This window comes from Bacteroides faecalis (assembly GCF_003865075.1).
Lineage (GTDB): Bacteria > Bacteroidota > Bacteroidia > Bacteroidales > Bacteroidaceae > Bacteroides > Bacteroides faecalis.
The window spans coordinates 653,620-678,406 of sequence record NZ_BHWB01000001.1 but is presented as its reverse complement, the minus strand read 5'-3'; the positions used below and the strand labels follow the sequence as shown (position 1 = coordinate 678,406).

Sequence of the window (24,787 nt, the reverse complement as noted above, 5' to 3'; positions counted from 1 at the left end):
TAATACTTTCTTTGAAAAGCAAGAAGCTATTAGAGAAATTTTTCCCTAATAGAATCTCTTTTATAAATTCCTAACAATATCTGCAAACTGAATATTGCAATTTGAAAGATTATCATTTACTTTGCAAGGCAGTATGTTATCAATATGATGAAAATAAGATTAAATAACGATTAAAATATAATATGAAAGTAATTGATTTTAGCCAGACAAATTCCATTCTAAACCAGTATGTTGCTGAAATAAGAAATGTAGGAGTTCAGAATGACCGTTTGCGCTTTCGCCGCAATATCGAGCGAATTGGAGAAATTATGGCTTACGAAATAAGCAAGAAGTTACAATATTCAGTAAAAAACATACAGACTCCTTTAGGGATTTCTCCGGTCAGTACCCCGGATAATAAACTAGTTATCAGTACTATTCTTCGTGCCGGATTACCTTTTCATCAAGGCTTCCTAAGCTACTTCGATCAAGCGGAAAATGCTTTCGTTTCTGCATATAGAAAATATAAAGACAAGCTAAAATTTGATATACATATTGAATATATAGCTTCTCCACGTATTGACGAAAAAACATTGATAATCACCGACCCAATGTTAGCAACAGGTAGTAGCATGGAGTTAAGTTATCAGGCTATGCTGACCAAAGGTCATCCTTCAGAAATTCACATTGCTTCTATTATTGCCAGCCAACAAGCTATTGAGCATATAAAGAATGTATTTCCGGAAGATAAGACAACAATCTGGTGCGCAGCCATTGATCCGGAAATCAACGAGCATTCTTATATTGTGCCCGGATTGGGAGATGCAGGTGACTTAGCTTATGGAGAGAAAGAGTAATTTTCTACTAAAGCTAGTTACACCTGAAATCTTATTCTAATATACTATATTATAAGATGATCATCTCAACTGTTTCTTACTTAGGATATATCTAAGAAGCAGTTGGGATCATATATGTATCAAGAAGTCCTTAAGAGCTTGTTTAAATTTTCTTCAATAATAATTTATAGCTGATATTTTAACCATTTCCTCTGCCGCTTCGAATGTAAGTTTATAGTTTCGGCAGAGTCTTCTGTCATTCTCCATCCATGAGAAAGTTCTTTCGATGATCCACCTTTTGTGGATAGGTTTGAACCCTTGTTCTTTGCATGTGCTAATCACAACCTGAATCACATAACTGAATTTTTCCTTGACGTTTTTAATAAGTTCTCCTCTATATCCTCCGTCTGCCAATATGACTTTTATTCCCAAAAGGTCTTTTAAGACTCTCATTAGTAAATATGCAGCCTTGCTGTCATGAATATTGGCTATTGTAACCATCACTGCTATGAGGAAGCCATTCTTATCCACAATCACATGACATTTGATACCTTTCACCTTTTTATCGCCATCAATTCCATTTAAGGAACGGTTATTTCCCCATTTAACACTCTGATTATCTATTATAGCAACACTAGGCTCTATACTCTGATTCCGTCCTACCCGTACATGACCACATAACCTTTCAAGAAGATAATCAAAAACTTCAAGAGAAGCCCATTTCCTATAATAGTAGTAGACGGATTCCCATTTAGGAAACTCGCGAGGAAACATACGCCATTGACAACCCGTTTTTACTAAATAGAGTATGGCATTCAATACAATACGCAAATCATATTTTCGCTTCTTTTCTTGCAGGTTCAACACTTTTGTTATATATTGCTACTCGGTTTCCGTTAAATCTGTCTGATACATCTTTATTAAAGTTTGGTCACTTCAAATAAAGCAATCTTTAGGCGCGGGCACGGAAACCTTCTTAAGATTTTATTTTAATCATTTTTAAACAGGGAGTAAATATTTTCTTATATCATTTTGACGGTAAAACCTGTAAAAGTAAAGCATTAATTAGATTAATGAAGATAGTTTGAATAAATCATTTCTATAACCTTTGATAGACAAAACCTCGTCTCTGGTCGATTTTGTTTTTTTCAGTTCCTATATTTGCTTAACTTTGAGTCAATAAAATCAATTAAAAAGATAACAGATATGAAAAATAGTATGAAACTTGTCGGAGCCATGATATGCTTTATGACCTTTGCCGGTCTTGCTACCGCACAAGAAACACCCGAATCTCAAGCCAAACAACAACAGGAAAAACGTCTTCCCCATGAAGTGCCTAATCCGGAAAAGATAGCAACACGAATGACTGAACAAATGCAGAGGTCATTGCAACTAACTGAAAAACAATACAACAAGATTTACAAACTTAATCTAAAGGAACAAAAGAAACGCTTCAATTTAATGCAAAATGCAGAAAACCAAGGTTCATTTATGAGAGGAGGATTTGGAATGGGAGAAGGACGTCCTCCCATGGCAATGGGCGGCGGTGAGCCTCCGATGACAAGAGAAGGTGGATTCCCCGGTAGAATGGGAGAAAGACCAAAAATGCAGTTAGATAATGATTCTGCAGAAGCTCTAAAAAAAGCAGCAGAAGCTAAAGATAAAAAAATAAAGAAGATTCTGACCACCGAACAATATGAGAAGTGGAAAGCAGAACAAGAAGCTAATCGCGCCAAAGCGGCTCAAATGAGAAAATCAAATGATAATCGTCCAAGAAGGGAACAAAATCAAAATGACATATAATCCACACTCAATAAATAAATAAGTAAAAACAGTGTTTGTTTTCATAATTTTTTAGTGAATGCAAAACGGCTCTCTTCGTGAGGAAGGGAGCCGTTTTTTTGATTTCATTAATAAATAGGCTGTTGACCATTAACATAAAACTTGCCTTTTATTAATAGCAAGCTTACTCTTTATCAAGAGACAACTTACTCTCTACTAAGTGATAACTTTCTTTTTCTTTATACAAAACTATAACCGCAAGCTCCGGTTATATAACTGAAACTTTCGATTATATAATCAAAGGTTCCGGTTTCATAATCAGGACTTGCGGTTATAGCTCCTTTCCTACAAAAACACATTTTAGTTCTCGAAAGAATAAGTTACCTTCCGATTAAAAGGAATTCATGCAGTACAAAGATAAGAAAAAAGTTCTTATTATGACATAAGAATCTTCCTTCTGCATTTCATTCACTTTTTGGCTAATTGTTTTCTTTTCAACCACACAAATAGCATTACGCCAATCAACAGCAGAGCCATTGCAGCATATGCAATACTCTCTGTCAAGTGTAAACTCTGCGGATCAAACCACATTTCAATTGTATGTTTACCGGCTGGAACATTCATTGCACGCAGAATATAATCAGCGCGTGCTATATCTACCGGCTGCCCGTCAATAGTTGCTTGCCAACCCGGATAATAAATTTCTGAGAAGACAACTACCCCATCTTTGGCAGAAGAAGTTTCATAAACTAAACGATTCGGTTCATAACTTGTCAGACGAATCACAGACAAAGAGTCTTTGTACGCCTCTGTTACTCCTCTCAGATTCTCCTTGAATTTGACATCTACCACAGCAGTTTCTATCGGGGAAATATCATTCAGTGCATCTATTTCTTCATTTGCATTATCAACGTACTGAACTTTATCTATAAACCAAGCATTGCCATAGGCATAAGGATTCTCTACAGGTACTGTCTCGCCTTTCTGTCCAGCCGGGAATATGAAATATTTCGTATTCAGCATATTCAATACCCGGAATTTAGAAGCATCCACACTATCCATAGCTCCGCCAGCCGCAGCTATCGCCTGATAGGTTTGTTGCATCTCCGGAGAAATATGATGTTCGATCATTTCTTGATAACGGCGCAATTTTGCAGCGTGATATCCACCTACATTCTTATGCCAATAAGAGGTATTATTTTCATTAAAGGTATCCGTTGCAAAATTCAATACACGATAATTCAAAGTAGTATCCTGAAGAATTATTTCATCCGCCTGACTTTTACGGAATACATCTGTCTTTTGAGATTTGGGAATAAACTCTTCATCATATAAATAACGCTTATTCACCCCCCACATATCTACCAGACAAAGGATTGCAATACCTGCTATCGTCAAGGAAGCTCTTAACTTCTCTTGCAAATAAAGGAATAACAACGCACATCCTACTACTATGATAAAGAAACTACGCCATGCATCCGAAGTCACTAATGCTTTTCGCATTTCAGCCAGATTAGCTACAATCGGAGATAAATGTTCAGCCGGAATCCCTTGTTGCAAAGCAGCCATCTCCTGAGCCGGAATGTAATTGGAGAAGAAAATTCCAGGTGCAACTGCCAAAATTAAAGCAACCCCCGCCGTCAAGACCAAGCTGACAATTAATCCTGTCCGGTTCTTCTTCAATTTCAAAATATTCGGTTTTGTCAGTACCTCTTTCAATGCAAAAATAGCTAGCAATGGAATAGTAAACTCAGCAATCACTAGAATAGAAGAAACCGCACGGAACTTGTTGTACATCGGCATATAGTCTATAAAGAAGTCCGTCAGTCCCATGAAATTCTTTCCCCACGAAAGCAGAATTGAGAAAATAGTCGCACCCAGCAATGCCCACTTCAGAGGTCCTTTCACAATAAAGCAACCCAGAATAAACAGAAACAGTACAAATGCTCCAACGTAAACCGGACCGGATGTCATCGGCTGATCACCGAAATACTGTGTCAGTTGAGAATAAATGCTGCTGTATGTCGGATCTGCCTTTTCCATTGCCGTTTCATTCCGCGACAAAGGAACAGATGCACCTCCTTTGACATTCGGGACCAGCAATGTCAGTGTTTCACCTATCCCATAACTCCATTGAGTTATATAATCGCGGTTCAGACCACTACTTGTCTGGTTTGCTGCGGCTGCCCCTTCATGCTTCAGTTCACTTTTACCACGCATTGTTTCTTTACTATACTCATACGTATGATATAGATTTGAAAGATTTGCACAGACTCCTATCACTGCTGCCAATACCAATACAGCGCTAGCTTTAAAAAAGTGAGGTAATTCTTTTTTCTTATATGCATCTTCGAAATAAGCTCCAACAAAAAACAGGATTACAAACATAAAGTAGTAACTCATCTGTATGTGGTTTGCCTGTATCTGAAGTGCAATAAACAAGGCAGTAATGATTCCTCCCAACAAATACTTCTTACGATACGCCAACACAATACCGGCAATCGTAGGCGGAATATATGCAAGAGTTATAAATTTCCAAATATGTCCTGCCGATATCAGTATGAAGAAATAGGACGAGAAAGCCCAGATAACACCTCCTAAAGCCGACAACCAAACCGATATTCCAAATGCCCTGAGCAGTATATAGAAGCCAAGCATCATAATAAATGTCAGCACTACATAAGGCGGAAGATACAAATGATAGACCGCTTCCACCCACTTCAATGGTTTGGTTGAATCATAACTCGGAGACATCTGGTAAGTAGGCATACCTCCAAAAAGAGAATTTGTCCAACGAGTACGTTCTCCGGTACGTTGCAAATACTCTGTAGCTTCTTGCCCACCACCTACTCCGGCAACCGAATCATTTTGAAAGAGAATACGTCCCTCAATATCCGCTGGAAAAAAATAGGCAAAAGAAAGAATAACGAAAGCCAGAATGGCAATCAAATCAGGAAGGATTTTCTTCATAATAATGGATAATGAATGAAACTGACTAAAAAGTTTTAGAGTTCAATTCCTGCTACAGATAATTGTAGCAGGAGTATTGAAAGGGCTCCTTTTTTAGTTAGCTCCTAAATTAATATCTATAATGATCAGCCTTATAGGGCCCATCTACCGACACACCAATATAAGCAGCTTGCTCAGGAGTGAGTTTTGTCAGTTTCACCCCAATCTTTTCAAGATGCAAACGTGCCACTTCTTCATCCAAATACTTCGGCAAACGATAAACATTTACATCATATTTCTTATTGAACAGTTCGATCTGAGCTAAAGTCTGATTAGTGAAAGAGTTACTCATCACAAACGACGGGTGACCGGTAGCACATCCCAGATTTACCAAACGACCGTCTGCCAACAGAATAATGCTATGTCCATCCGGAAAATAATAGCGATCTACCTGTGGCTTGATATTGACACACTTAATACCGGGATAATGTTTCAAAGCATCCACCTGGATCTCGTTATCGAAGTGTCCAATGTTACAAACAATGGCTTGATCTTTCATTCTTTCCATATGATGGATACAAACAATATCAATATTTCCTGTTGTTGTCACGAAAATGTTACCTTCTGTACATGCATCTTCCATTGTTACAACTTCAAAGCCCTCCATAGCAGCCTGCAAAGCGCAGATTGGATCAACCTCAGTCACTAACACACGTGCTCCGTAAGTACGCATAGAATGAGCACATCCTTTTCCTACATCACCATATCCGCACACCACAACTACCTTACCAGCAATCATCACATCTGTAGCACGCTTGATACCATCTGCCAATGATTCGCGGCAGCCATACAAATTATCGAACTTAGATTTCGTTACAGAATCGTTCACGTTAAAAGCCGGGAACAAAAGTTTTCCTTCTTCCTGCATTTGATAAAGACGATGTACTCCGGTAGTCGTTTCTTCTGAAACGCCACGAACTTCTGCAGCAACACGATGCCAACGAGTATTATCTTCAGCCAACACTTTCTTCAATATGGCATTTAACTCAATTTCATCTTCTGCATGTACTTCTTTATCCAAAACAGCCGAGTTGTTTTCAGCTTCATAACCTACATGAATCATCATCGTAGCATCGCCACCATCATCCACAATTACATTCGGTCCTTTACCATCGGCAAAGTTCAATGCTTGCAATGTGCACCACCAATATTCAGCCAGTGTTTCACCCTTCCAAGCGAACACAGCAACTCCCGAAGCAGCAATTGCAGCCGCAGCATGATCCTGTGTAGAATATATATTACAAGAGCACCAACGAACTTCAGCTCCTAATGCAACCAGCGTTTCAATTAGAACAGCCGTTTGAATGGTCATGTGCAATGACCCCATGATACGGGCACCTTTCAGTGGTTTGGATTCTCCATACTTTTCGCGAAGAGCCATAAGGCCGGGCATTTCTTTTTCTGCCAAATCGATTTCCTTGCGTCCAAAGTCAGCAAGCGTAATATCTGCCACTTTATAAGGCAGAGTAGAGAATAATTCTTTAGACATATTGTAAATCATTTAATATATAATGGTTGCAAAGATAGAACATTCTGATTAGTAGGACAAAAGCTATCCGGTTTTTTTATCAAATAATAACTTGGAGGAGAAGATGTACTATTAAAATATTGTTTTATATTTGCAACAAGTTACACATATTCTACAACATTTATACAATTATTATCCATTTGCTATGGAGCACTATGAAAATAAAACGAAAGAAGAGTTGTTGAAAATAATAAATCAGTTAGAAAGCGAGGTAGAAAGCCTTTCTTCTCGATTGCCTTCTTCCAGACAAAAACGTTTTCGCGACAAATATTGTACGCGTATATTAGACGCCTTGCCCGATATGCTGACGGTTTTCGACCATAATGGAGATATTATAGAACTAGCTTCTTCCCCGGCTACCAATCATGTAGAAGGAACGACGGCAACCAGTATTATCCATTCAAATATAAAAGATATTATTCCGGAAGAAGCCTATGAAAGCGTACGCCAGAACATGGAGAAAGTGATACGCACAAAACAAAGTTCTACTTCCAGACATAATTTGACGGTAAATGGTGCCATACACCATTTTGAAAATCGTATTTTCCCGCTAGGCAATGAATATTTACTATGTATGTGTCGTGATATTTCACAGCAATGGGAAACAGAAAAAGCGTTGGATGAAGCTCGTATCAAAGCGGAAGAAGCCGACCGGTTGAAGTCTGCTTTTCTTGCCAACATGAGCCACGAGATTCGTACCCCTCTCAATTCAATTGTAGGATTCTCACAATTAATAGCGACCTCTAACAACCTGGAGGAAAAGAAACAATATTCAGCAATCATTGAAAAAAACTCAGAGTTATTACTTAATTTATTCAGTAATATTCTGGATTTATCCGCATTAGAGTCAGGCTCTCTTAAGTTCAAAATTCACCCCATCAGGCTATTGGAGATTTGTATACAACTAGAACAACAATACAACTCTAAAACTCATGATGGAGTAAAGTTAATCCTAGATGATGGAATAGCAAGTACCTATGTACTGGGAGATTCTGAACGTGTCACCCAAGTGATTAGTAATTTGCTCAGTAATGCAACGAAATTCACGATCAAAGGAGAAATACATTTCGGCTGTCAAGAAAAGGAAAACTTCGTAGAATTTTACGTCAAAGATAGTGGCATTGGTATTCCGGCTCAAAAAGCTGCAACTATTTTTGAACGGTTCGGTAAAATCAACAATTTCGTTCAAGGAACAGGATTGGGACTAGCTCTTTGTAGAATGTTAGTAGAACGAATGGGAGGACGTATTTGGTTACGCTCCCAAGAAAAGAAAGGAACAACCTTTTATTTCACTTTGCCGAAAGCATATTAATAATTATACAGGTAAATAAAAGACGATGGATAGTTAGATTCAACTATCCATCGTCTTTTATATTATTGATATAGCAATAAAAACTTATTTCTTTGCTACCGGCGTGCTTAGTATTTCTTTATACTTTGCCTGATCATTCAATATTTTCAATGCAGCTTTCAAATCATTATCATCTTTCAATTGCTGGATGATACCTCCACGTTGGAAATAATAGCGTTTAATAATCTCAGAAGCAATCATCGGTTTAATATCTTTGGAGAAATAATCCAAGTCACGATCCAGATTATGATTCAACTTCTTTTCCAATGCGGTAAACTCTTCAGAAGCATCCGTCATATAACCTTCAAACTCAGCTGCTTCTTTCAGAGTCTTCAGGATCTTTTCACTTTGCTGGTCATATTTAAAATCAGCCTTCTTAACCATAGCCTTAAAATCATCATAATCAGCATCGGTCACTTCAAACTTTTCCGGAGAAGGAATTGTAGGGTGCTTCAAGCAATATTGAGTAGCATAGTTGAATATCAGGTTATCACGCATCAGATAATACAGAATATTTGGCAACTTCTCTTGCTCTACAACTATATCCGGCATTACACCACCCCCGTCACGTACTTCACGTCCTGCTACCGTATGGAATACTTTAGTCAAACTATCCGGTATTGTACCCACACTTCCATCTTCATTACGATGTTTGTAATCAATAGCCTGTACACAGCGTCCGCTCGGAATATAATACTTAGAAGTAGTTACTTTCATCGTTCCACCATAAGGCAGATTGCGGGGAACTTGAACCAATCCCTTTCCAAAAGTACGGTTACCCACAATAACAGCACGATCCAAATCCTGCAAAGAACCAGATAAGATTTCCGATGCAGAAGCCGTTCCACTATTTACCAATACTGCAATTGGAATATCCGGATCCAATGGTTCACGTAAGGTCTTATAGGTATTACTAGCTTGTTTTATCTTTCCTTTTGTAGTTACAATGACTTTTCCACGAGGCAAGAAATAGTTGGCTATTTCTACTGCTTCATCCAAAAGGCCACCACCATTATTACGAAGGTCAATAACCAAGGAAGTGGCTCCCTGCTTTTTCAAGTCCAGTAATGCTCTCTTAAATTCTTTCGAAGGATTACCCGAGAATGTACTCAGATTGATATACCCCACGTTATTTTCCATCAAAGTACTATATGGAATAGGAGGAGTCAGGATCGACTCACGTACAATATCAAATTCCATAGGAGTACGCCCCCCCTTCTCGTTGGGACGTTCTATCTTTAATTTAAAGCTAGTACCTGCTTCTCCACGGAGCATTTGGCTTACTTCTGCATTATTTTTTCCGGCAAGATCCTTACCATCAATCTCCAGCAAGATATCTCCGGCCTTTAATCCTACTTTAGCAGCAGGAGTATTTTCGAATGGTTCCGCAATCATAGAGCGTTTCATCTTCACATCGTAAGTTATCAACGAACCGATTCCTCCGAAACTTCCTTTGACCATCTGTTCCAATTCGCTCTGATCCTCTTCAGGGAAATATTCCGTATAAGGATCTAAAGACAACAACATATTATCAATTCCTTCGCGAATCGTTTTATTGGGATCAATGGTATCTACATAGAACATATCCAGCTCTTTCACAATGGCATTGAATATATCCAGATTCTTAGCAAGCTGGAAATTCCGGTCGTCTCCATTCTTGAAACTAAAGAAAGCAACCACAGCGATTACGGCTACCAGACCGACGATTATCCGCTTATTCAGCAATTTTTTCATATTCCTTTCATTAAAATAAGACGTAAAAATAACTCAATACTTGGTTATTCCGCTAGAACCTTGTTAATATTTAACTTAATTTCATCCCAACGTTCCTTTGACATCGAAGTTCCAATCACTTGGATAACATTTCCAGAGAGAATAGAACCTATTTTAGCACATTTCTCCAAAGAGTATCCGCAAGTAAGACCATACAAAAATCCGGAAGCAAAATAATCACCGGCACCAGTAGTATCCACTACTTTCTCAACAGGAATAGCAGAAACTTTTATTTCTTCTGTTCCTTTACGAATATATGAACCGTTTGCTCCGACTTTTACGATGGCAATGCTGCACTTCTTTCCTATTATTCTTAGAGCGTTTTCCGGTTCTTCACCTGTAAATGCTTTCGCTTCCTCTTCGTTAGCAAAAACAATATCTACATACTTATTTATTAATAGAGAAAAGAATTCAAGATCATTGGCTACAATATTATAGCTCGCCATATCCAGACAAACCTGCAATCCGGCTTCTTTAGCCAATTCAATAGCATGAAGAATCATTTCATGATCCTGCACCAAGTAGCCTTCAATAAAAAGATATGAGTAACCTTTAAACATATCCAATGTCAGATCTTCCGCTTTCAAACTGGAAGCAGCTCCCAAATAAGTACCAAAAGTGCGTTCACCATCCTGAGAAATAAAAGTAGAAGCAACACCCGAAGGTAGTTGTTCAGAGGTCAGTAGTTTGTCTTCAATTGTATTTTTCTTCAGATTCTCACGAAAAAAGTTTCCATAATAATCATTACCCACTTTTCCTATAAAACCGGTTACTGCTCCGAGACAGGCCAGTCCAAGTATAGCATTTCCTGCTGATCCACCGGTTGCCAAGTGTGTTTTCATCTGAGAGAATCTGGAGTTAATTTGCTGTAACTTAGCATCATCTATAAGTTGCATACTACCCTTAGGTAAGTCCATTTCATCTAGGAGTGTATCATCTTCCAGGGTTGCAAGTACGTCTACTAGGGCGTTGCCCAATCCTATTATTTTGTCCATTCTCAATATTTTTTTTGCAAAGATATTGCATATTTCAAAATATCCTATTACTTTTGCATCGCAATTGAGAAAAACATTCTTCCTTAGCTCAGTCGGTTAGAGCATCTGACTGTTAATCAGAGGGTCCTTGGTTCAAGTCCAAGAGGAAGAGCAAAGTTCAAAATCTCAGTTGCAAATATTCTTCCTTAGCTCAGTCGGTTAGAGCATCTGACTGTTAATCAGAGGGTCCTTGGTTCAAGTCCAAGAGGAAGAGCAATAAAGAAGCCACCAATTTACTTGGGTGGCTTTTTTATTTTCATAAATCGGGCTCCTAAAACTGTTTTATTGAACTGATTTCCTGTAATTCACGACAAGAGATATTCCTTCAACAATGCATCGGTCGTAATCCTTCGAACTTTTCGGTAATTCTTCATAAGAACAGATATCCGGGTGCACAAACCGTTCATTTTTAAATTCATCCTTCTTTGCTTTACTACTAGCAATAATCATTTCCTCGTCAGCAGTTGGTTTCCTAAAACCAAGGAGTAACTTCTCTACATTCCAACGATTATGTTCCACCCGAGCCAAAAGTTCGATTTGCTCGGAAGTCAATGATATATCACTCTTACCATCCCAACCAATGGACCGTAGCTTACAATCAATAGAACAGGCACTATACAAATTGGACCACCGTTTAGCTACAGACAGCCCGTTCCAACTTTTCTTCAAACGTTCTATACTCGGACAAGTTTCAGGTAAGACACCATAAGTACTAAAAAAATCATAGATATAATGAATAACCATTCCCTTTTCCATTCCACTACGATCAAGGTCATAGCAATTATCCATCATACCAAAAGGATAAATGTGCGAATATTTATGATATTGGCACTCTTCCTCATCTTTCCGGCTACTCAACATACTAAGCAATGCACTTGATGTTTCTTGCCGGATAAATACCGGGATATTATTTTCGTAAACGTTATCAGGCAAATAAAGCCCAATAGCAACACTTTGAGGAGGGTAGTTCAAACAAACTGCAATAGTAAGGATCTCATTACTCTCGGGTAAAGCCCACTGACTCAATTGCTGCTGTATAACCTCGCTTTCGGCACGCCCTTTGATAAACTCAAACCGGATATCCAGAAAATTTGCATTCGTACCTTCAAATTTTGTTGGAGAAAGTATCTGAATATCCAATTCTCCTTCTTGGTTTACCTCTTTATATATAGCAGGCGCTATTTCAAAGAAATGTTGATATCTCCCACGAAAATAATTCATTTCCGTATCGGCCTGCTCATCAATAAAAGTAATCACACTTTTATATTTATTGTCCCTGCAAAAATTGGGGAAATGCAATAAGTGAGCCGCCTCCACACCAAGAGCAACCCCCATTCGGCTCATACCAATAATGACAAATCGTACAGTCTTCGAACTATCTTCTGTGATGGGAACTCTATCTAAAGAAGGATAAATAATGGGCTTATTCCCCTTATTATAGCAACGACTGACGAGAAGCTTTTTAGCCCATTCTTCATAAAAGTTGAATGGATGAAATTCTATATACTTCCGCCATTCCACAGATAAATCCGCTAGCTGGAAAGCCGCAAAAGTCGTTTGATTCTCAAACATTACAGTAAAAGGGATCATCCGACAACCCTCTTTTTTCTCGTGAATAGAAACTATTTTTTTTAGAGAATCGATATTAAGCGAATCATGATCATGCTCATCTCGTTCACCGATAAGGAACACTTCACGAGCCTGAGTTGTGTGAAGTTTATAAAGTTCCTCCTTTGAATCCCGACGGGCATGTAGTACCACAATCCGACTTTCATCTTTAGTATCCAACAGAGTATGTATCTTATTTCTAATATCCACAGCCGGACAGGTACTTTGCACTAATATATAACACTGCTCATAATGAGGATCTGAACATATCTGTTGAATTAGCGTTGGCACCATCTCATCAAAACCGATAATTACGACATGATCTCTCAATTGATAATCAATGTCTCCCTCACGAAAACGTTCCACTCTTCTTTCCAGCATATTGGACACCACCGAAATAAGCAGTCCGGTAAAAAGCAGCATACCAATCACCACTACCACTAGTGCAAACCAGCGAAAAGAGGGAGGTACATTATTAATATTACCGGGATCAATGAAAAGGCAGATTAACTGAAATAATCTTCCCAATGGAGCACTAACTTCATCAGACGCAAGTTGCTCATCTGAAGGATTAGCCAAATTATAAGCCAGACTCATCACAAAGATAAGCACAAACACCAACAGAATAATGCCAAATAGCCAAGACAATTGTTTCCATCCTTTTCCCGAAAAAGAACGGTCAAAATGCAAAGACAAAAGTCTAAATATAGAAATCATTGCATATTACAGTTTTAGTAGTGACTCAAATTCGGTTCTTATTCTTCCGAATAATCTCCTTCTTTTGTTCTTCAGTATAAAGTTCACTCAGCACTTCATGCTCTTTACGCAGAACATCAGTATATAAAGCAATCAGTTTTAAGATAATCTTCGTTATACCCAACAAAAAAGCACATGCTATGACTAAATATATAATACTCATATAAACTTCGTTCGTAGAAGGGAACATACCTGTGCATACCTTAACTGCCCCCAAAGCTATAAAAGCCAACAGTAGCAGAAAAAAGAATATAAGAGTTACAGTTGCCCACTTCCAGCCTTTCTTTACCGGATTATAACTCGTTTCATTCTTTTTATTCTGTATTTCATATCCATTTAAATAAATGAATTTAAAAACCTCTGTAGCCTCCCTAAGAGAATCCTCTTTTTCCACATCAGGCAACTTGTCATAAGGCACCATTTTAGGTGTTTTCTTCTCCTTATTATCATTCTCCGGAGCATATCTCCAACCTTCCAAATATTGCTGATATGCCCATAATTCATGTGTATGAGCAGCCATTGCTTCGGACAATCCTTTCAATGACTCCGGCAATTCAATCCCTTGTGTATCTTGCGGACGAGGAATGTATTCGTTCATTTCCATATTTGTGTTTTTAATAACATTTTGTTTTTCATATAAACAATTAGATATCTAATTCCCAATTTATTTTCATAATTCAAAAGAATTGGGGTATGGGACAAAGATACATTATTATTTATTATAGTATAGCCCTATTCCTCTTAAATTATTACTCTGCTACAGCCAAAGTCAATATACTAATTCGTATCCCTTGTACTTCCATTAATGCAGAGACGCAGGCTACAGTAGTAGCCCCTGTTGTCAGCACATCGTCTACAACTAATACATGCTTTCCTTGAAGATGTTCAGAAGAACGGAGTTCAAAAATACCATCCACATTCTCCCAGCGTTCAAAAGTGGACTTACGTGTCTGAGTTTCTGTATTCTTCTTGCGAATAACAGATTCGGTATTTACAGGTATCCCTGTCACAGCAGCAATCCCCCGAACAATCCATTCACTTTGATTATAACCACGAAGTTGTTGCTTCTTCTTATGTAATGGAACCGGAATAATCACATCTATTCCCTTGAAGAATCCGGACGGTAAGAGTTCCGACGCCATATATCGTCCCATAATTGCTCCTAGCTCTTTCCGTCCGCCATATTTAAGCTGATGAAGGATCTGACGAAAATCACTACCTTTCCGATAAAAGAAAAAAGAAGTAGCCCGTTCCAGAGGTATTTTCCCCCAGAAAAGCTGTTCCATCGGATTATCCTCTTGAAGATGATAATTGGTACGCGGCAGATTTATATTACACATTGTACAAATACATTCTTCCCCTTTCGCCAATGGTCTGCCACAGACCAGACAGCAACGAGGAAAAATCAGGGACAAAAATGAACTGAGCCAATCTTTAATTAATAGTGTGTGTTTCATCATAGTGGTGATTTGTTTATTACAGTTCAATAAATTAATAACATCACATATCCAGCGGAGGAACTTCTGCCAATAATTTTTGGAATAAAGGGTGCAAATACTTATTCGTCACGATAATATGATGTCCTTCTATAAAATAATCATCACCATAAAAGTCGGTTACTTTTCCACCAGCTTCTTGAGCAATCAATGCGGCAGCCGAATAATCCCACTTACCGAGAAATGCCTCAGCCCAAGCGTCGAAACGTCCCATAGCTACGTAACAAATAGCTGCGGCAGCGGAACCATTCATACGAATACCACCTACTTTGCCATACAGTTTATCAATGAGGTGAAGGGCAGTCTGTTTATACTGATTATAATTATAAGGTAGTTCGGTAAAGACAAAAGCGTCTTTTGCATCCTTTATGTCTGATACATGAATTTCTTTATCATTCATATAAGCTTTTCCCCCTTTCCAAGCATAAAAACACTCATCCCGGCAAACCTCGTAAACCACTCCTAGAAGTAATTCCGTACGACTGCGTAAAGCGATGCATACACAATATGGCGCCTCATCATGAATATAATTTGTCGTTCCGTCCAATGGATCGATTACCCAACAATAAGGTTCATCCTGATAAGTAGCAGAACCCTCCTCTGTTATAAATCCGGCTTCGGGCAACAAAGTAGAAAGTGCCGATACTACTCTCTTCTCCGATTCTTTATCTACATAGGACACATAGTCATGCGCATGTTTCTCCTCCACACGGTCACGACGAAAACTTTTCCGTTCTTCTTTCAAAAAACATCCGGCTTCTGTAGCTATTCGGCAAACACCAGTAGTAAGTTGTTTTAAATCTAACATTTTGCTCTTTAAATCTTAAAAGTGCTTCGAAGATATAACTTTTCATATGAAAAACCATATCAAAATAGCAATATTTCAGTTCATTAACTTGACAAACTTGGATATTATATAAGTTTCAGTAGATTTACATTCGGAGAAAGCTCATAATAAATACTCTTGCTATAGTTAATTTATAACAGCTCAAAGAATTAAACAAAAGCATGTTATTATAGTCGAAATTCTCCAATATTGACTATCTTTGTCTAAAGATTAAAATAATACTAAGATTCATCTTTTTATATGTTGAAATTCAAAGAAACATATGAAAATTAGCTATATCATGGTAAAATTAAGAACCGAAGGGTCAGAAATAAAAAAACAATGAAACAATTAATTGCATGTTGCGGACTAGATTGCGAAAGTTGCGAAGCCCGCATAGCCACTGTCAGAAATGATAATGAGTTAAGAGAAAAGACTGCTCAAAAGTGAAGTGAAATGAACAACACATCGGAAATCACAGCAGCGACCATAAATTGTATGGGCTGTCGTACTGATGGAGTGAAATTTGCATTTTGCAGCAATTATTGCGAAATCCGAAAATGTGTATCCGAAAAAGGATTTAATACCTGCGGTGACTGTAAAGAATTGAATAATTGCCAAATAATTGGTGCTATTTTTCAGTATTCTCCCAGCGCAAAAGAGAATCTTCTAGCTTCGGAAACTATCTAAAGCCAATAACTTTGGATGAAGATTACAAAAGAATTTTGTAGATTAATTTATCCGATTTATACTCACATCACCATGAAACATATCAAAACATCACTACTAGCAGCCTTTTGTACCGTTTCTTTATCCATTACCGGGCAGCAATCGTTTTTAAAAAGTTTAGTACCGGACGAACCATCTAAAGCTCCGGATTACTTATGCACCTGGAATCTGCAAGGCTACGTAGTAAGTTATCAGGGTTCTGACCCAACCAGAGAGGCCATGAACGAGGAATATATATTTGGTAAGGGTACTTACCAAAATTGGGTAGATTGTTATCCCTCTATCCGCAAAGATCTATACTTCGTAATGGACGATTCATGGGATATCCCTAAAGATGTCAATCACACCCCAAATAAGTATTTAGGAACTGTTGAACTGGATCCCGGTCGATTTCCATCATTCCATGGAGATGCTGTCAGCCGTTTGAAACAACTGACGGATCGCATCAAAGAAAAAGGATGGAAAGGAGCAGGCGGATGGATTTGTGCACAAAAAGCTGAGATCTTCCCTAATATTCCTGAAGAAGAATACTGGACAGAACGTATCAAGGCTGCAAATGAAGCAGGTTTTGACTATTGGAAAGTAGATTGGGGAGCTCATGAAAAAGATGGAGCATGGAGAAAGATGCTGACTACCATCGGTAAGCAGTATGCACCTCGTTTATGCATTGAACATGCCTTTCAGAATAGTTTTATTGAGTTTAGTGATGCTTTCCGTACGTATGATGTAGAGAATGTGATAGCACAACCGGTCACCATACAACGAATTTGTGATTTACTACCTTACAAAGCGCAAGGAAATGCCAAAGGTATTATCAACTGCGAAGATGAGCCATATATCGCGGCCGGATTAGGATGTGCTATCGGAGTGATGCGTCATCCATTCGTCGGGAATCTGCCGAATGGAACTCAGGATTTTGTTTTTCCTCCTGCAATACGGGATATGAAACATCGGTTGGACGAGGTCGTTCGTGGAGTAAGATGGCATCGAATAGCGGAACCATTCGGAGTCGGAAAAGAATCGATGGCAATAGATAACGAAAAGTTAAATGATTATTGGGTTTTGCAAGATCGTGAAACTTGGAATACGAGTCGCCCTATCGGTACCAAATTAACTGCCGAAGCACCTGCCAGAGTTAGTAGAGGGATGCCTTTACCTGAAGTTTCCGATTCAGGTGAAGATAGACCATTTATTCTTGCTTCCCGCTATCCAAATGGTGCTGTTGCCATTGCCAGCATAGGACGCGCATTAGGTCATGAATATGTTTCGAAAAAAGTTTCCGTAAAAATAGCGGTTGAAAACTACGATTCTCCCATTGGTATCTTCGGTTACTTCAAAGATATTACAATCGTTTTTCCTTCATCTGTGAAATTGAAAAAGCATAAAATTTATGCACAAGATTTGGCAGGGGACATACCGGTGAATATTACCAAAAAAGTTTCAGTAAAAGGGAACTTTTTGACAATACCGGGAGAAGTGATACGTACCGTAGGGTTGATGAACGTATCGAAAGAAGGTTGTTCGGATCCGGGATTAGTGCTGAAGATTTTCTGATATAAAAAAGTAGCGGAAAATCCCCAGTCCCAACTTGGTAAAATTCAAATTATTCATTAATATCAAAAAATCCGGTTTGATTTAATTCAAGTCGGATTTTTAATTTTCCTATGATTTGTTTATTCCATATAGATTCCTCAAGACAGGGAAACACTTTTGATTATTTATTTAAAGATAATCATTTATCTGCATACGTCCCTCTATAAAAAAACTTATACGGAGTTCTCGAAAACATATAAGGAGAAGTATGGAGCTAAAAAAGAGCAAAACAGAGGAATTAAGAGATAGAAATAAGAGATATCTCAATTAATTTGTATTAACTTTGTGATTGAATAAATATCATAGCACATGAAAAGGTCAATAAAGCATTTACCTAAACAAACACAGGAAGAGTTAAACACCTTGCTGGAGTTAATTAAGCACGATATGCCATGGTGTTGCATGGTTATATTATATGGTAGCTATGCCCGTGGCGGTTATGTTCTGTGGGACCAGAGAGTAGAGTTTGGTGTGAATACTTTCTATCAGAGCGATTATGATATAATGGCAGTCATCCCAAAGCCAAGAATGAAACATGTAGAAGACAGACTAAGAAATCAGATAACTCCTAAATATCACAAAGCTTTTGCCCATCGTCGTCATGCTTCACCACAATTCATTGTTGAATATGTAAATACGCTCAATAAAGAACTTGAGCGCAGTCAGTATTTCTTTACCGATATTATGAAAGAGGGCATCAAGATGTATGACAGCAAAGAGTTTAAATTGGCCAAACCTCGTGAACTGTCGTTTAAAGAGATTAAAGAATTTGCTATTAAAGAATTTGATATACATTATCCGCTGGGGATAAATTATTTAGAACATGGGTATACCGATTATAATAAAGAACGGTATAGAGGAGGTTCATTTCTATTGCATCAAACCTGTGAACGATTTTATAACTCTATCAGCCTTGTATATAGAAACTACCGTCTAAAGAGCCATAAGCTGGATGAATTGGTAGGTCATGCAAAAGAATTTTCGAGAGAATTAGCAGTAGTATTTCCATCAAATACAAATTTTGAAAAACGATGTTTTAACCTGCTTTGTCGCGCATATATTGAGGCTCGTTACAATAAAGACTTTATTGTAACCAAAGAAGAGTATGCTTATATGCTCGAACGAATTGAAATATTAAAAGAGATCGCCTTCAGAATCTGCACAGAGAAAATAGACTCTTATGATGTGCTAATTGCAAATAAAGAAACACAATCACAACAAAATCAATAAAATAATCCAACCTCGAAATAACGCTGCTAGAACCTCGAGCAATAGCTCAACTAATAATAGCCCGAGATAACGCCTCGCCGCTTAATGACATGACATATACGCCTTGAAAAGGCAGTTGAAAATATAAACTGTTTTTTCAAGACGTATTTGTGGATTATATCCATTGCCCAAAGTTATATCTTGGGCTGCTATCAATTAAACTTTCAGCTCGAATTCATCTGTCAAATCCACATCAAAACAATAAAACTTATTCAGTTCTCACCTTAGAATAACAAACTAATTTCTGCTACCTGACAAAACAATCTCTATAGATATCACTCCCGCGGCATAATGGCAAATCAACCAAGCTAAGTATGTTCTCTTATTTATTTTATATTATCAGACTATCTATCCCCTAAAGGAGCGGAGTCGAAAAATCTCTATCGTTTTTTAATGCCATCACTTTTCAAATACACCACTATCTTACCTGCTCCATATCTCCGGATAATTCCTTCATCCAGATATTTCCTGAGAAATTCGACTGCCTTATCCCGGCTGATAGCTGCCAATCTCATAAAATCAGCACGGGTAATGCAACCATGTTCATCTATATGCCGCATAAGAAGTGTACGACATTCATCTTCCCCACGAGTATTGTCTGTACGATATGGTGATTCAATACGTTCCAACTGCAACGGCTCCAATTCTTCATAGAATTTCTTATTAACACGAAGGTTCACCTTATTAAGCCAGATAGAAGGTGAACGGATTTCTTTCTTCTCCATCACCGAACGATCACATTTTAATGACAAAGAAAAATATCCCAACTCTCCAACTTCTACGGTCTACTCTTTGAGAGCCAACGCTGCAATTCGTCTGTCACAGCTTGCAAACAACCTTCAATGGTAGCTTGACTGAAACCATTAGACTTGGATACCAATTCTATAAATTTCTTGGCATCAAAAGTTCCTGATGGAATAACACGCGCGTGAAGCGGTTGTTGTTCCTCTCGTTTCAGCGGATTGCCGCTGGCGTAAAGATCATAATAAATGCTCATACTATAATTAATATATAATGGTTCAACAATTAATAGTTTTGTGTATACACATTAATTCGTAGAACTATAGTCTTTCTTTCGTTTGAGTATAGTTCTACGAAACGAAGACTATACTTATTGCTTCGAAGGACTATAATTCTACGAATTAATTTATGCACCCAAAGATATTACTTTATTCAGAGAAATAACTAAGTTCTGGGAATTAAACTTTATAATTGATATTTCTATAGGAGGATGGATAAAAAGCAAGCGGATAATGAATTTACCTGCTGCTATTCCCACTAACCACCACCAAAAGAAACACCGGCTTAGCGGTTTAGAATCAGCATATTGTGAAGGATGCACGATCAAAGAGACAGATTGAGAAATTAATAATACTTTTTCATTAAAAAAATCCGCTAAAAAAATAATAAGGCTAGGTAAAAGAGAAATTCCTTTATAATTATTCTTAATTACAGGCATCTGTATAGGAAGCAAGTATGATTTCCTTTAAATAATCTAGCTTAATGAGATCAGAAGAGCTATGGAGAGATTATTTTCCACAGCTTTCAATAACCTAAAAGGTAATGGGCAAATAACAAATCTTCCAGGTAACTCCTCCATATCCTGCTTTTGGACCGATATGAAGGGTATAACGCCTTATTACAGACGGAGATTACCTTGCAATATATCATAGTCGGAATATGATTGCTTTATTTATGGGGTAATGGCATTCAAATGGAAACAAAATCTTTTATACCAATACAAAAGGAGAGAGAGATTCTAATTTAGATGGAATATCTTTTGATTTATTCGTTTTTTGAGTTAATTTTGTAATATAGAAGCTATTCAACGCACAGAAATTCGAAATTTAAAGAAAGTAATACGCTAATGAAGTTTGATACAGTTGTGGCCAACCCTCCATTTTCTCTCGACAAATAGGGATCCGATGAAGCCGCAAATAATCAATATAAACGTTTCTGGAGAGGCTACCTCCCAAAAGCAAAGGAGACTGGGCATTTATCAGTCACATGCTCGAAGTCGCATATGAAAGACATGGTAAAGTTGGTGTCGTAACACTTCATGATGTGCTATTCCGAGGGGTAAGCGAAAGGAAACTACGTCAAAAGACCATTGAAGAAAACTACTTGGAAGCAGTTATAGGTCTTCCGACTAATCTGTTTTCTAGCACAGGTATCCCAGCAACGATTATGATATTCAACAAAAAAACAGACAATGTACTCTTCATTGATGCCAGCCATGAGTATGAGAATGGTAAGAATCAGAACAGGTTACGTAATCATGATATTGATCATATCGTTTCCACCTATCATAAATTTACGGCAGAAAAACTATCATCAGGTGTAACAGAAGATAAATATGCTTATGTGGCAATGCGGGAAGAAATCGTTGAAAACGATTACAATTTTAATATATCTCGTTATGTAGGTACTCATGAAAAAGAAGAAGAGGAAATTGATATCATGGCCGTGCAAAAGGAGATTGATTCTCTTGAAACAAAACTTACAGAAGGAAGTACAAACAAAGATGAAAGCTATCTAAAAGAATTAGGTTATTGACAAAAGAAATGGTCACAATAGGTTCTGGAGCCGAAAAAGAGATAGTTGATATCCTGCTAACGCGCTATGCCTGTTATCTGATCGCTCAAAATGAAGATTCTCGAAAGGAGGAAGTCGCTTTTGCACAGACATATTTCGCCATCCAAACGCGAAGGGCAGATAACCTCGCCGTAAGAAAAATGCTTCTGGAAAGAGACATTGTGCCATATGTTTGTTAGCCCAGCAGATTTATCAGCTAGCAAATATAAAACAAATACTGAAAGGAAATTATGGTTTAGAGGGAAACATAGCGTATCAAAGCAGTAAATACAGCAGGTTTTAATTATTGGGAAGTGAACTGGAGAAGCCATATTAACTATTTGATTAACGTACATTCTCAAAATTACTTGTCCACCAATTTTAGCTGCCATATCTTTGCATCGTGATCACAAAATAAAAAACTAGAAGTATTAACTATTAAAACTATTAAAGATTATGGCACTGAGATATGTAGTCAAAAAACAACCTTTGGCTTTGATAAGGAAAAAGCCGAAAAGTATGTAGCACGTCCGTTCAATGTAGTGAATATTGATTTTAAGATGCTATGTAATCAAGTAACAGCTGTAGGATTCGTCCCACGCGGTGTAGTAAAGTCTGTCCTCGATGGATTAATCGATTCCCTGAAAACATACATGGAAATAGGTGCCTCCGTCAGTCTTGGAGAATTTGGAACTTTCCGCCCATCGTTTGGATGCAAAAGTCAAGTTGAGGAAGGAGAAGTGGGTGCAGATACGCTGAGAAATCGCAAGATAATTTTTACACCCGGCAGCTTATTAAAAGATATGATAAACAAGGTCAGCATTCAAAAACTGGATACAGCAAATAAAAATAATACAGTCCCTCCCAGCAGTGGCGGAGAAGGCGGTGGAGAATCACCGGATCCAACTTTGTAAGACTAGCTTCATTCATTAGTATCAGAAAATCCGGCTTGATTTCGTTCAAGTCGGATTTTTATTTTCCTATGATTTGCATTTTCCATATAAATTCCCGAATATTGCGAGGCTAATACTAATGAAATTCCCATGAAAAGAGTCGATTCTGTTATTTCCCTGATATATTCTCTATCAAAAGCTGAAAAAAAACATTTCTCCCTTTTAGTCGTAAAAGACAAAGATGAGAAAGATTATCTGGTGATTTACAATATTATTGCAAAGAGTAAACAACCAAATGGAAATACAATAAAGAAAGAGTTTTATAAACGCAGACCGAATGGGTCTTTTGAAGTTTCTATTCAATATTTATATGAGAAATTGACAGATGCTTTACTCATTCTCCGAAAGAAAAAAGACATCTGCTATGACTTGTTCAACAATCTTTGTAAAGCCCGCATGCTTTACGAACGTTCTCTATTTGAGGAATGCTTCGAAATACTATCCGACACCATTGAACAGGCACAATATTATGAAAATAATGAGATATTGATCATTGCCCTCAAGCTAGAACTAGAATATCTGCTCCGGCTGAACTTTCCCGATATGACTGAAAAAGAACTTTTTCACAAACACTTTATGCAGAATGAAACATTAAAGAAAATCAGGAAGATCACCGAACAATCCTCTCTACACAATCTTCTAAAATACCGTCTGGCTCACATCGGATCCATTCGGACAGCTCAACAAAAACAAGACATGAACGATCTCATGGTCAATGAGCTTTATATCGCAGCCTCGTCCGAAACTGAGGGAAACTTTGAATTAACCCGGAATCATAAACTTTTTCAGGCCAATTATTTAATGATGACAGGAAATTACAAAGCTGCCTTAAACTCATACAAAGAGCTTGATTTGTTATTTGAGAAGAATCAACAGTTCTGGTCGAATCCGCCCATTTATTATCTATCTGTACTCGAAGGAGTACTTAGCAGTTTACGTTCTGTCGGCAACTATGAAGAAATGCCTTATTTCCTCAAAAAACTGAGAAAGCTGATTACAACCACTTCATTCGAATTTAAAGTCAATGCAACTTGTCTGCTTTTTCAATACGAACTTTTCCCGTCACTTGACAAAGGAAATTTCCTACAATGCACCAAGCTTATGAATCTTTATCACGAACCACTTTATGACAAAGAAGCATGGTTAAGTCCCATTCGGAAAAGTGAATTATTACTTTATACTACACTCATTCATATCGGAAATCAGGATTACAAAGCCGCAAAAAAATACATTAGCAATGCGATTGTAGACCATAACATCAAGTATCTGCCTTTAATGAGAACCATCCGGTTGGTCCGCCTGATCGCCTATTACGAAATGCAGGAATATGACTTAATCCGCCATGAAACCCGATCTATCACACGAGGTCTGTCATCTCCCAAAGAACAGTCATTCAAAACGGAACACCTGATATTATGGTTTTTGAACAAGAAGAATCTCCCAATTCTACGAAACGAACGGAAACTATTCTGGGAAAAACTAACTCCTGAAATCGAACATTTATTCGATGATAAATTCGAAAACCAGCTACTCCGCATTTTCGACTTTACAGCATGGATAGAATCAAAAATACTCAAAAAAAGCCTGACTGAAACTCTCCAACAGCATATCAATGCAAAAAAACTATGAGAAAGAAATTTATCTGATAAGAATGATATTGAAATTATATAAATAATCAAAAGAAGTATATC

17 protein-coding genes, 2 tRNA genes and 4 pseudogenes are annotated in these 24,787 nt (G+C 37.7%); 12 read left to right on the top strand and 11 right to left on the bottom strand.

Annotated features, from left to right (window positions below):
- Nucleotides 1–182: 182 nt before the first annotated feature.
- Nucleotides 183–836, top strand: a complete 654-nt coding sequence (gene upp, locus EJF25_RS02480) for a uracil phosphoribosyltransferase (RefSeq protein WP_125039876.1) — start codon at nt 183–185, stop codon at nt 834–836.
- A 153-nt stretch (nt 837–989) separates the two neighbouring features.
- On the opposite strand, the gene EJF25_RS02475 is transcribed toward upp, so the two are convergent.
- Nucleotides 990–1,682: an IS5 family transposase gene (locus EJF25_RS02475; RefSeq protein WP_235016681.1), complete on the bottom strand. Its 693-nt coding sequence runs from the start codon at nt 1,680–1,682 to the stop codon at nt 990–992.
- 339 nt (nt 1,683–2,021) lie between these two features.
- On the opposite strand from EJF25_RS02475, the gene EJF25_RS02470 reads away from it, so the two are divergent.
- Nucleotides 2,022–2,618, top strand: coding sequence for a DUF4890 domain-containing protein (locus EJF25_RS02470; RefSeq protein ID WP_125039875.1), 597 nt, complete (start codon nt 2,022–2,024; stop codon nt 2,616–2,618).
- Between the two features lie 447 nt (nt 2,619–3,065).
- Here EJF25_RS02470 and EJF25_RS02465 read toward each other — a convergent pair whose 3' ends face one another.
- Entirely contained in the window at nt 3,066–5,567 is a 2,502-nt protein-coding gene (locus EJF25_RS02465; protein ID WP_125039874.1) for a YfhO family protein, read from the bottom strand.
- 109 nt (nt 5,568–5,676) lie between these two features.
- Nucleotides 5,677–7,095 carry an adenosylhomocysteinase gene (ahcY, locus tag EJF25_RS02460; RefSeq protein WP_200832852.1) on the bottom strand — a complete coding sequence of 473 codons (1,419 nt, stop codon included), beginning with the start codon at nt 7,093–7,095 and terminating at the stop codon, nt 5,677–5,679.
- A 184-nt stretch (nt 7,096–7,279) separates the two neighbouring features.
- Between ahcY and EJF25_RS02455 the strand changes: the two genes are divergently transcribed.
- Nucleotides 7,280–8,446 (top strand): sensor histidine kinase, encoded by a 1,167-nt coding sequence (locus tag EJF25_RS02455; RefSeq protein WP_125039872.1) that lies wholly within the window; start codon nt 7,280–7,282, stop codon nt 8,444–8,446.
- Nucleotides 8,447–8,530: 84 nt separating this feature from the next.
- Here EJF25_RS02455 and EJF25_RS02450 read toward each other — a convergent pair whose 3' ends face one another.
- Together EJF25_RS02450 and EJF25_RS02445 are read right to left on the bottom strand one after the other, a co-directional pair.
- Entirely contained in the window at nt 8,531–10,219 is a 1,689-nt protein-coding gene (locus EJF25_RS02450) for a S41 family peptidase (RefSeq protein ID WP_125039871.1), read from the bottom strand.
- Between the two features lie 44 nt (nt 10,220–10,263).
- Nucleotides 10,264–11,253, bottom strand: a complete 990-nt coding sequence (locus EJF25_RS02445) for an adenosine kinase (RefSeq protein WP_125039870.1) — start codon at nt 11,251–11,253, stop codon at nt 10,264–10,266.
- A 77-nt stretch (nt 11,254–11,330) separates the two neighbouring features.
- On the opposite strand from EJF25_RS02445, the gene EJF25_RS02440 reads away from it, so the two are divergent.
- Nucleotides 11,331–11,404: transfer RNA gene (locus EJF25_RS02440), tRNA-Asn, on the top strand.
- Nucleotides 11,405–11,432: 28 nt separating this feature from the next.
- Nucleotides 11,433–11,506, top strand: a tRNA-Asn gene (locus EJF25_RS02435).
- 68 nt (nt 11,507–11,574) lie between these two features.
- Here EJF25_RS02435 and EJF25_RS02430 read toward each other — a convergent pair.
- From EJF25_RS02430 to EJF25_RS02415, 4 genes are all read right to left on the bottom strand, one after another.
- Entirely contained in the window at nt 11,575–13,617 is a 2,043-nt protein-coding gene (locus EJF25_RS02430; RefSeq protein WP_125039869.1) for a hypothetical protein, read from the bottom strand.
- A 25-nt stretch (nt 13,618–13,642) separates the two neighbouring features.
- The gene (locus tag EJF25_RS02425; protein WP_125039868.1) at nt 13,643–14,260 is read right to left on the bottom strand and encodes a RyR domain-containing protein; all 618 of its coding nucleotides are present in this window, start codon (nt 14,258–14,260) and stop codon (nt 13,643–13,645) included.
- Nucleotides 14,261–14,405: 145 nt separating this feature from the next.
- On the bottom strand, nt 14,406–15,113 hold the full coding sequence (locus EJF25_RS02420; protein WP_125039921.1) for a ComF family protein: 708 nt from the start codon (nt 15,111–15,113) through the stop codon (nt 14,406–14,408).
- 43 nt (nt 15,114–15,156) lie between these two features.
- Entirely contained in the window at nt 15,157–15,960 is an 804-nt protein-coding gene (locus EJF25_RS02415; RefSeq protein WP_125039867.1) for an inositol monophosphatase family protein, read from the bottom strand.
- A 360-nt stretch (nt 15,961–16,320) separates the two neighbouring features.
- Between EJF25_RS02415 and EJF25_RS02410 the strand changes: the two are divergent.
- From EJF25_RS02410 to EJF25_RS02400, 3 genes and pseudogenes are all read left to right on the top strand, one after another.
- A pseudogene (locus EJF25_RS02410) lies at nt 16,321–16,668 on the top strand (DUF3795 domain-containing protein).
- 72 nt (nt 16,669–16,740) lie between these two features.
- Nucleotides 16,741–18,261, top strand: a complete 1,521-nt coding sequence (locus tag EJF25_RS02405) for a hypothetical protein (RefSeq protein ID WP_125039866.1) — start codon at nt 16,741–16,743, stop codon at nt 18,259–18,261.
- A gap of 348 nt (nt 18,262–18,609) precedes the next feature.
- The gene (locus tag EJF25_RS02400; protein WP_125039865.1) at nt 18,610–19,530 is read left to right on the top strand and encodes a HEPN domain-containing protein; all 921 of its coding nucleotides are present in this window, start codon (nt 18,610–18,612) and stop codon (nt 19,528–19,530) included.
- 419 nt (nt 19,531–19,949) lie between these two features.
- Here the strand turns inward: EJF25_RS02400 and EJF25_RS26300 are convergent.
- Together EJF25_RS26300 and EJF25_RS02390 are read right to left on the bottom strand one after the other, a co-directional pair.
- Nucleotides 19,950–20,566: pseudogene (locus tag EJF25_RS26300) on the bottom strand (HU family DNA-binding protein).
- A 150-nt stretch (nt 20,567–20,716) separates the two neighbouring features.
- Nucleotides 20,717–21,028 (bottom strand): hypothetical protein, encoded by a 312-nt coding sequence (locus EJF25_RS02390; protein WP_125039864.1) that lies wholly within the window; start codon nt 21,026–21,028, stop codon nt 20,717–20,719.
- A gap of 548 nt (nt 21,029–21,576) precedes the next feature.
- Here EJF25_RS02390 and EJF25_RS02385 point away from each other — a divergent pair.
- The 4 genes and pseudogenes from EJF25_RS02385 (at nt 21,577) to EJF25_RS02370 (ending at nt 24,725) form a co-directional block, all read left to right on the top strand.
- Complete coding sequence (locus EJF25_RS02385) at nt 21,577–22,125, top strand: N-6 DNA methylase (RefSeq protein ID WP_235016680.1); 549 nt, start codon at nt 21,577–21,579, stop codon at nt 22,123–22,125.
- Nucleotides 22,126–22,130: 5 nt separating this feature from the next.
- Nucleotides 22,131–22,319, top strand: a pseudogene (locus EJF25_RS25355) (DNA damage-inducible protein D); the annotation flags it as partial.
- Nucleotides 22,320–22,599: 280 nt separating this feature from the next.
- Nucleotides 22,600–23,057: pseudogene (locus EJF25_RS02375) on the top strand (HU family DNA-binding protein).
- 129 nt (nt 23,058–23,186) lie between these two features.
- Nucleotides 23,187–24,725 carry a BT2802 family ribose utilization protein gene (locus EJF25_RS02370; RefSeq protein WP_125039863.1) on the top strand — a complete coding sequence of 513 codons (1,539 nt, stop codon included), beginning with the start codon at nt 23,187–23,189 and terminating at the stop codon, nt 24,723–24,725.
- Nucleotides 24,726–24,787 lie beyond the last annotated feature (62 nt).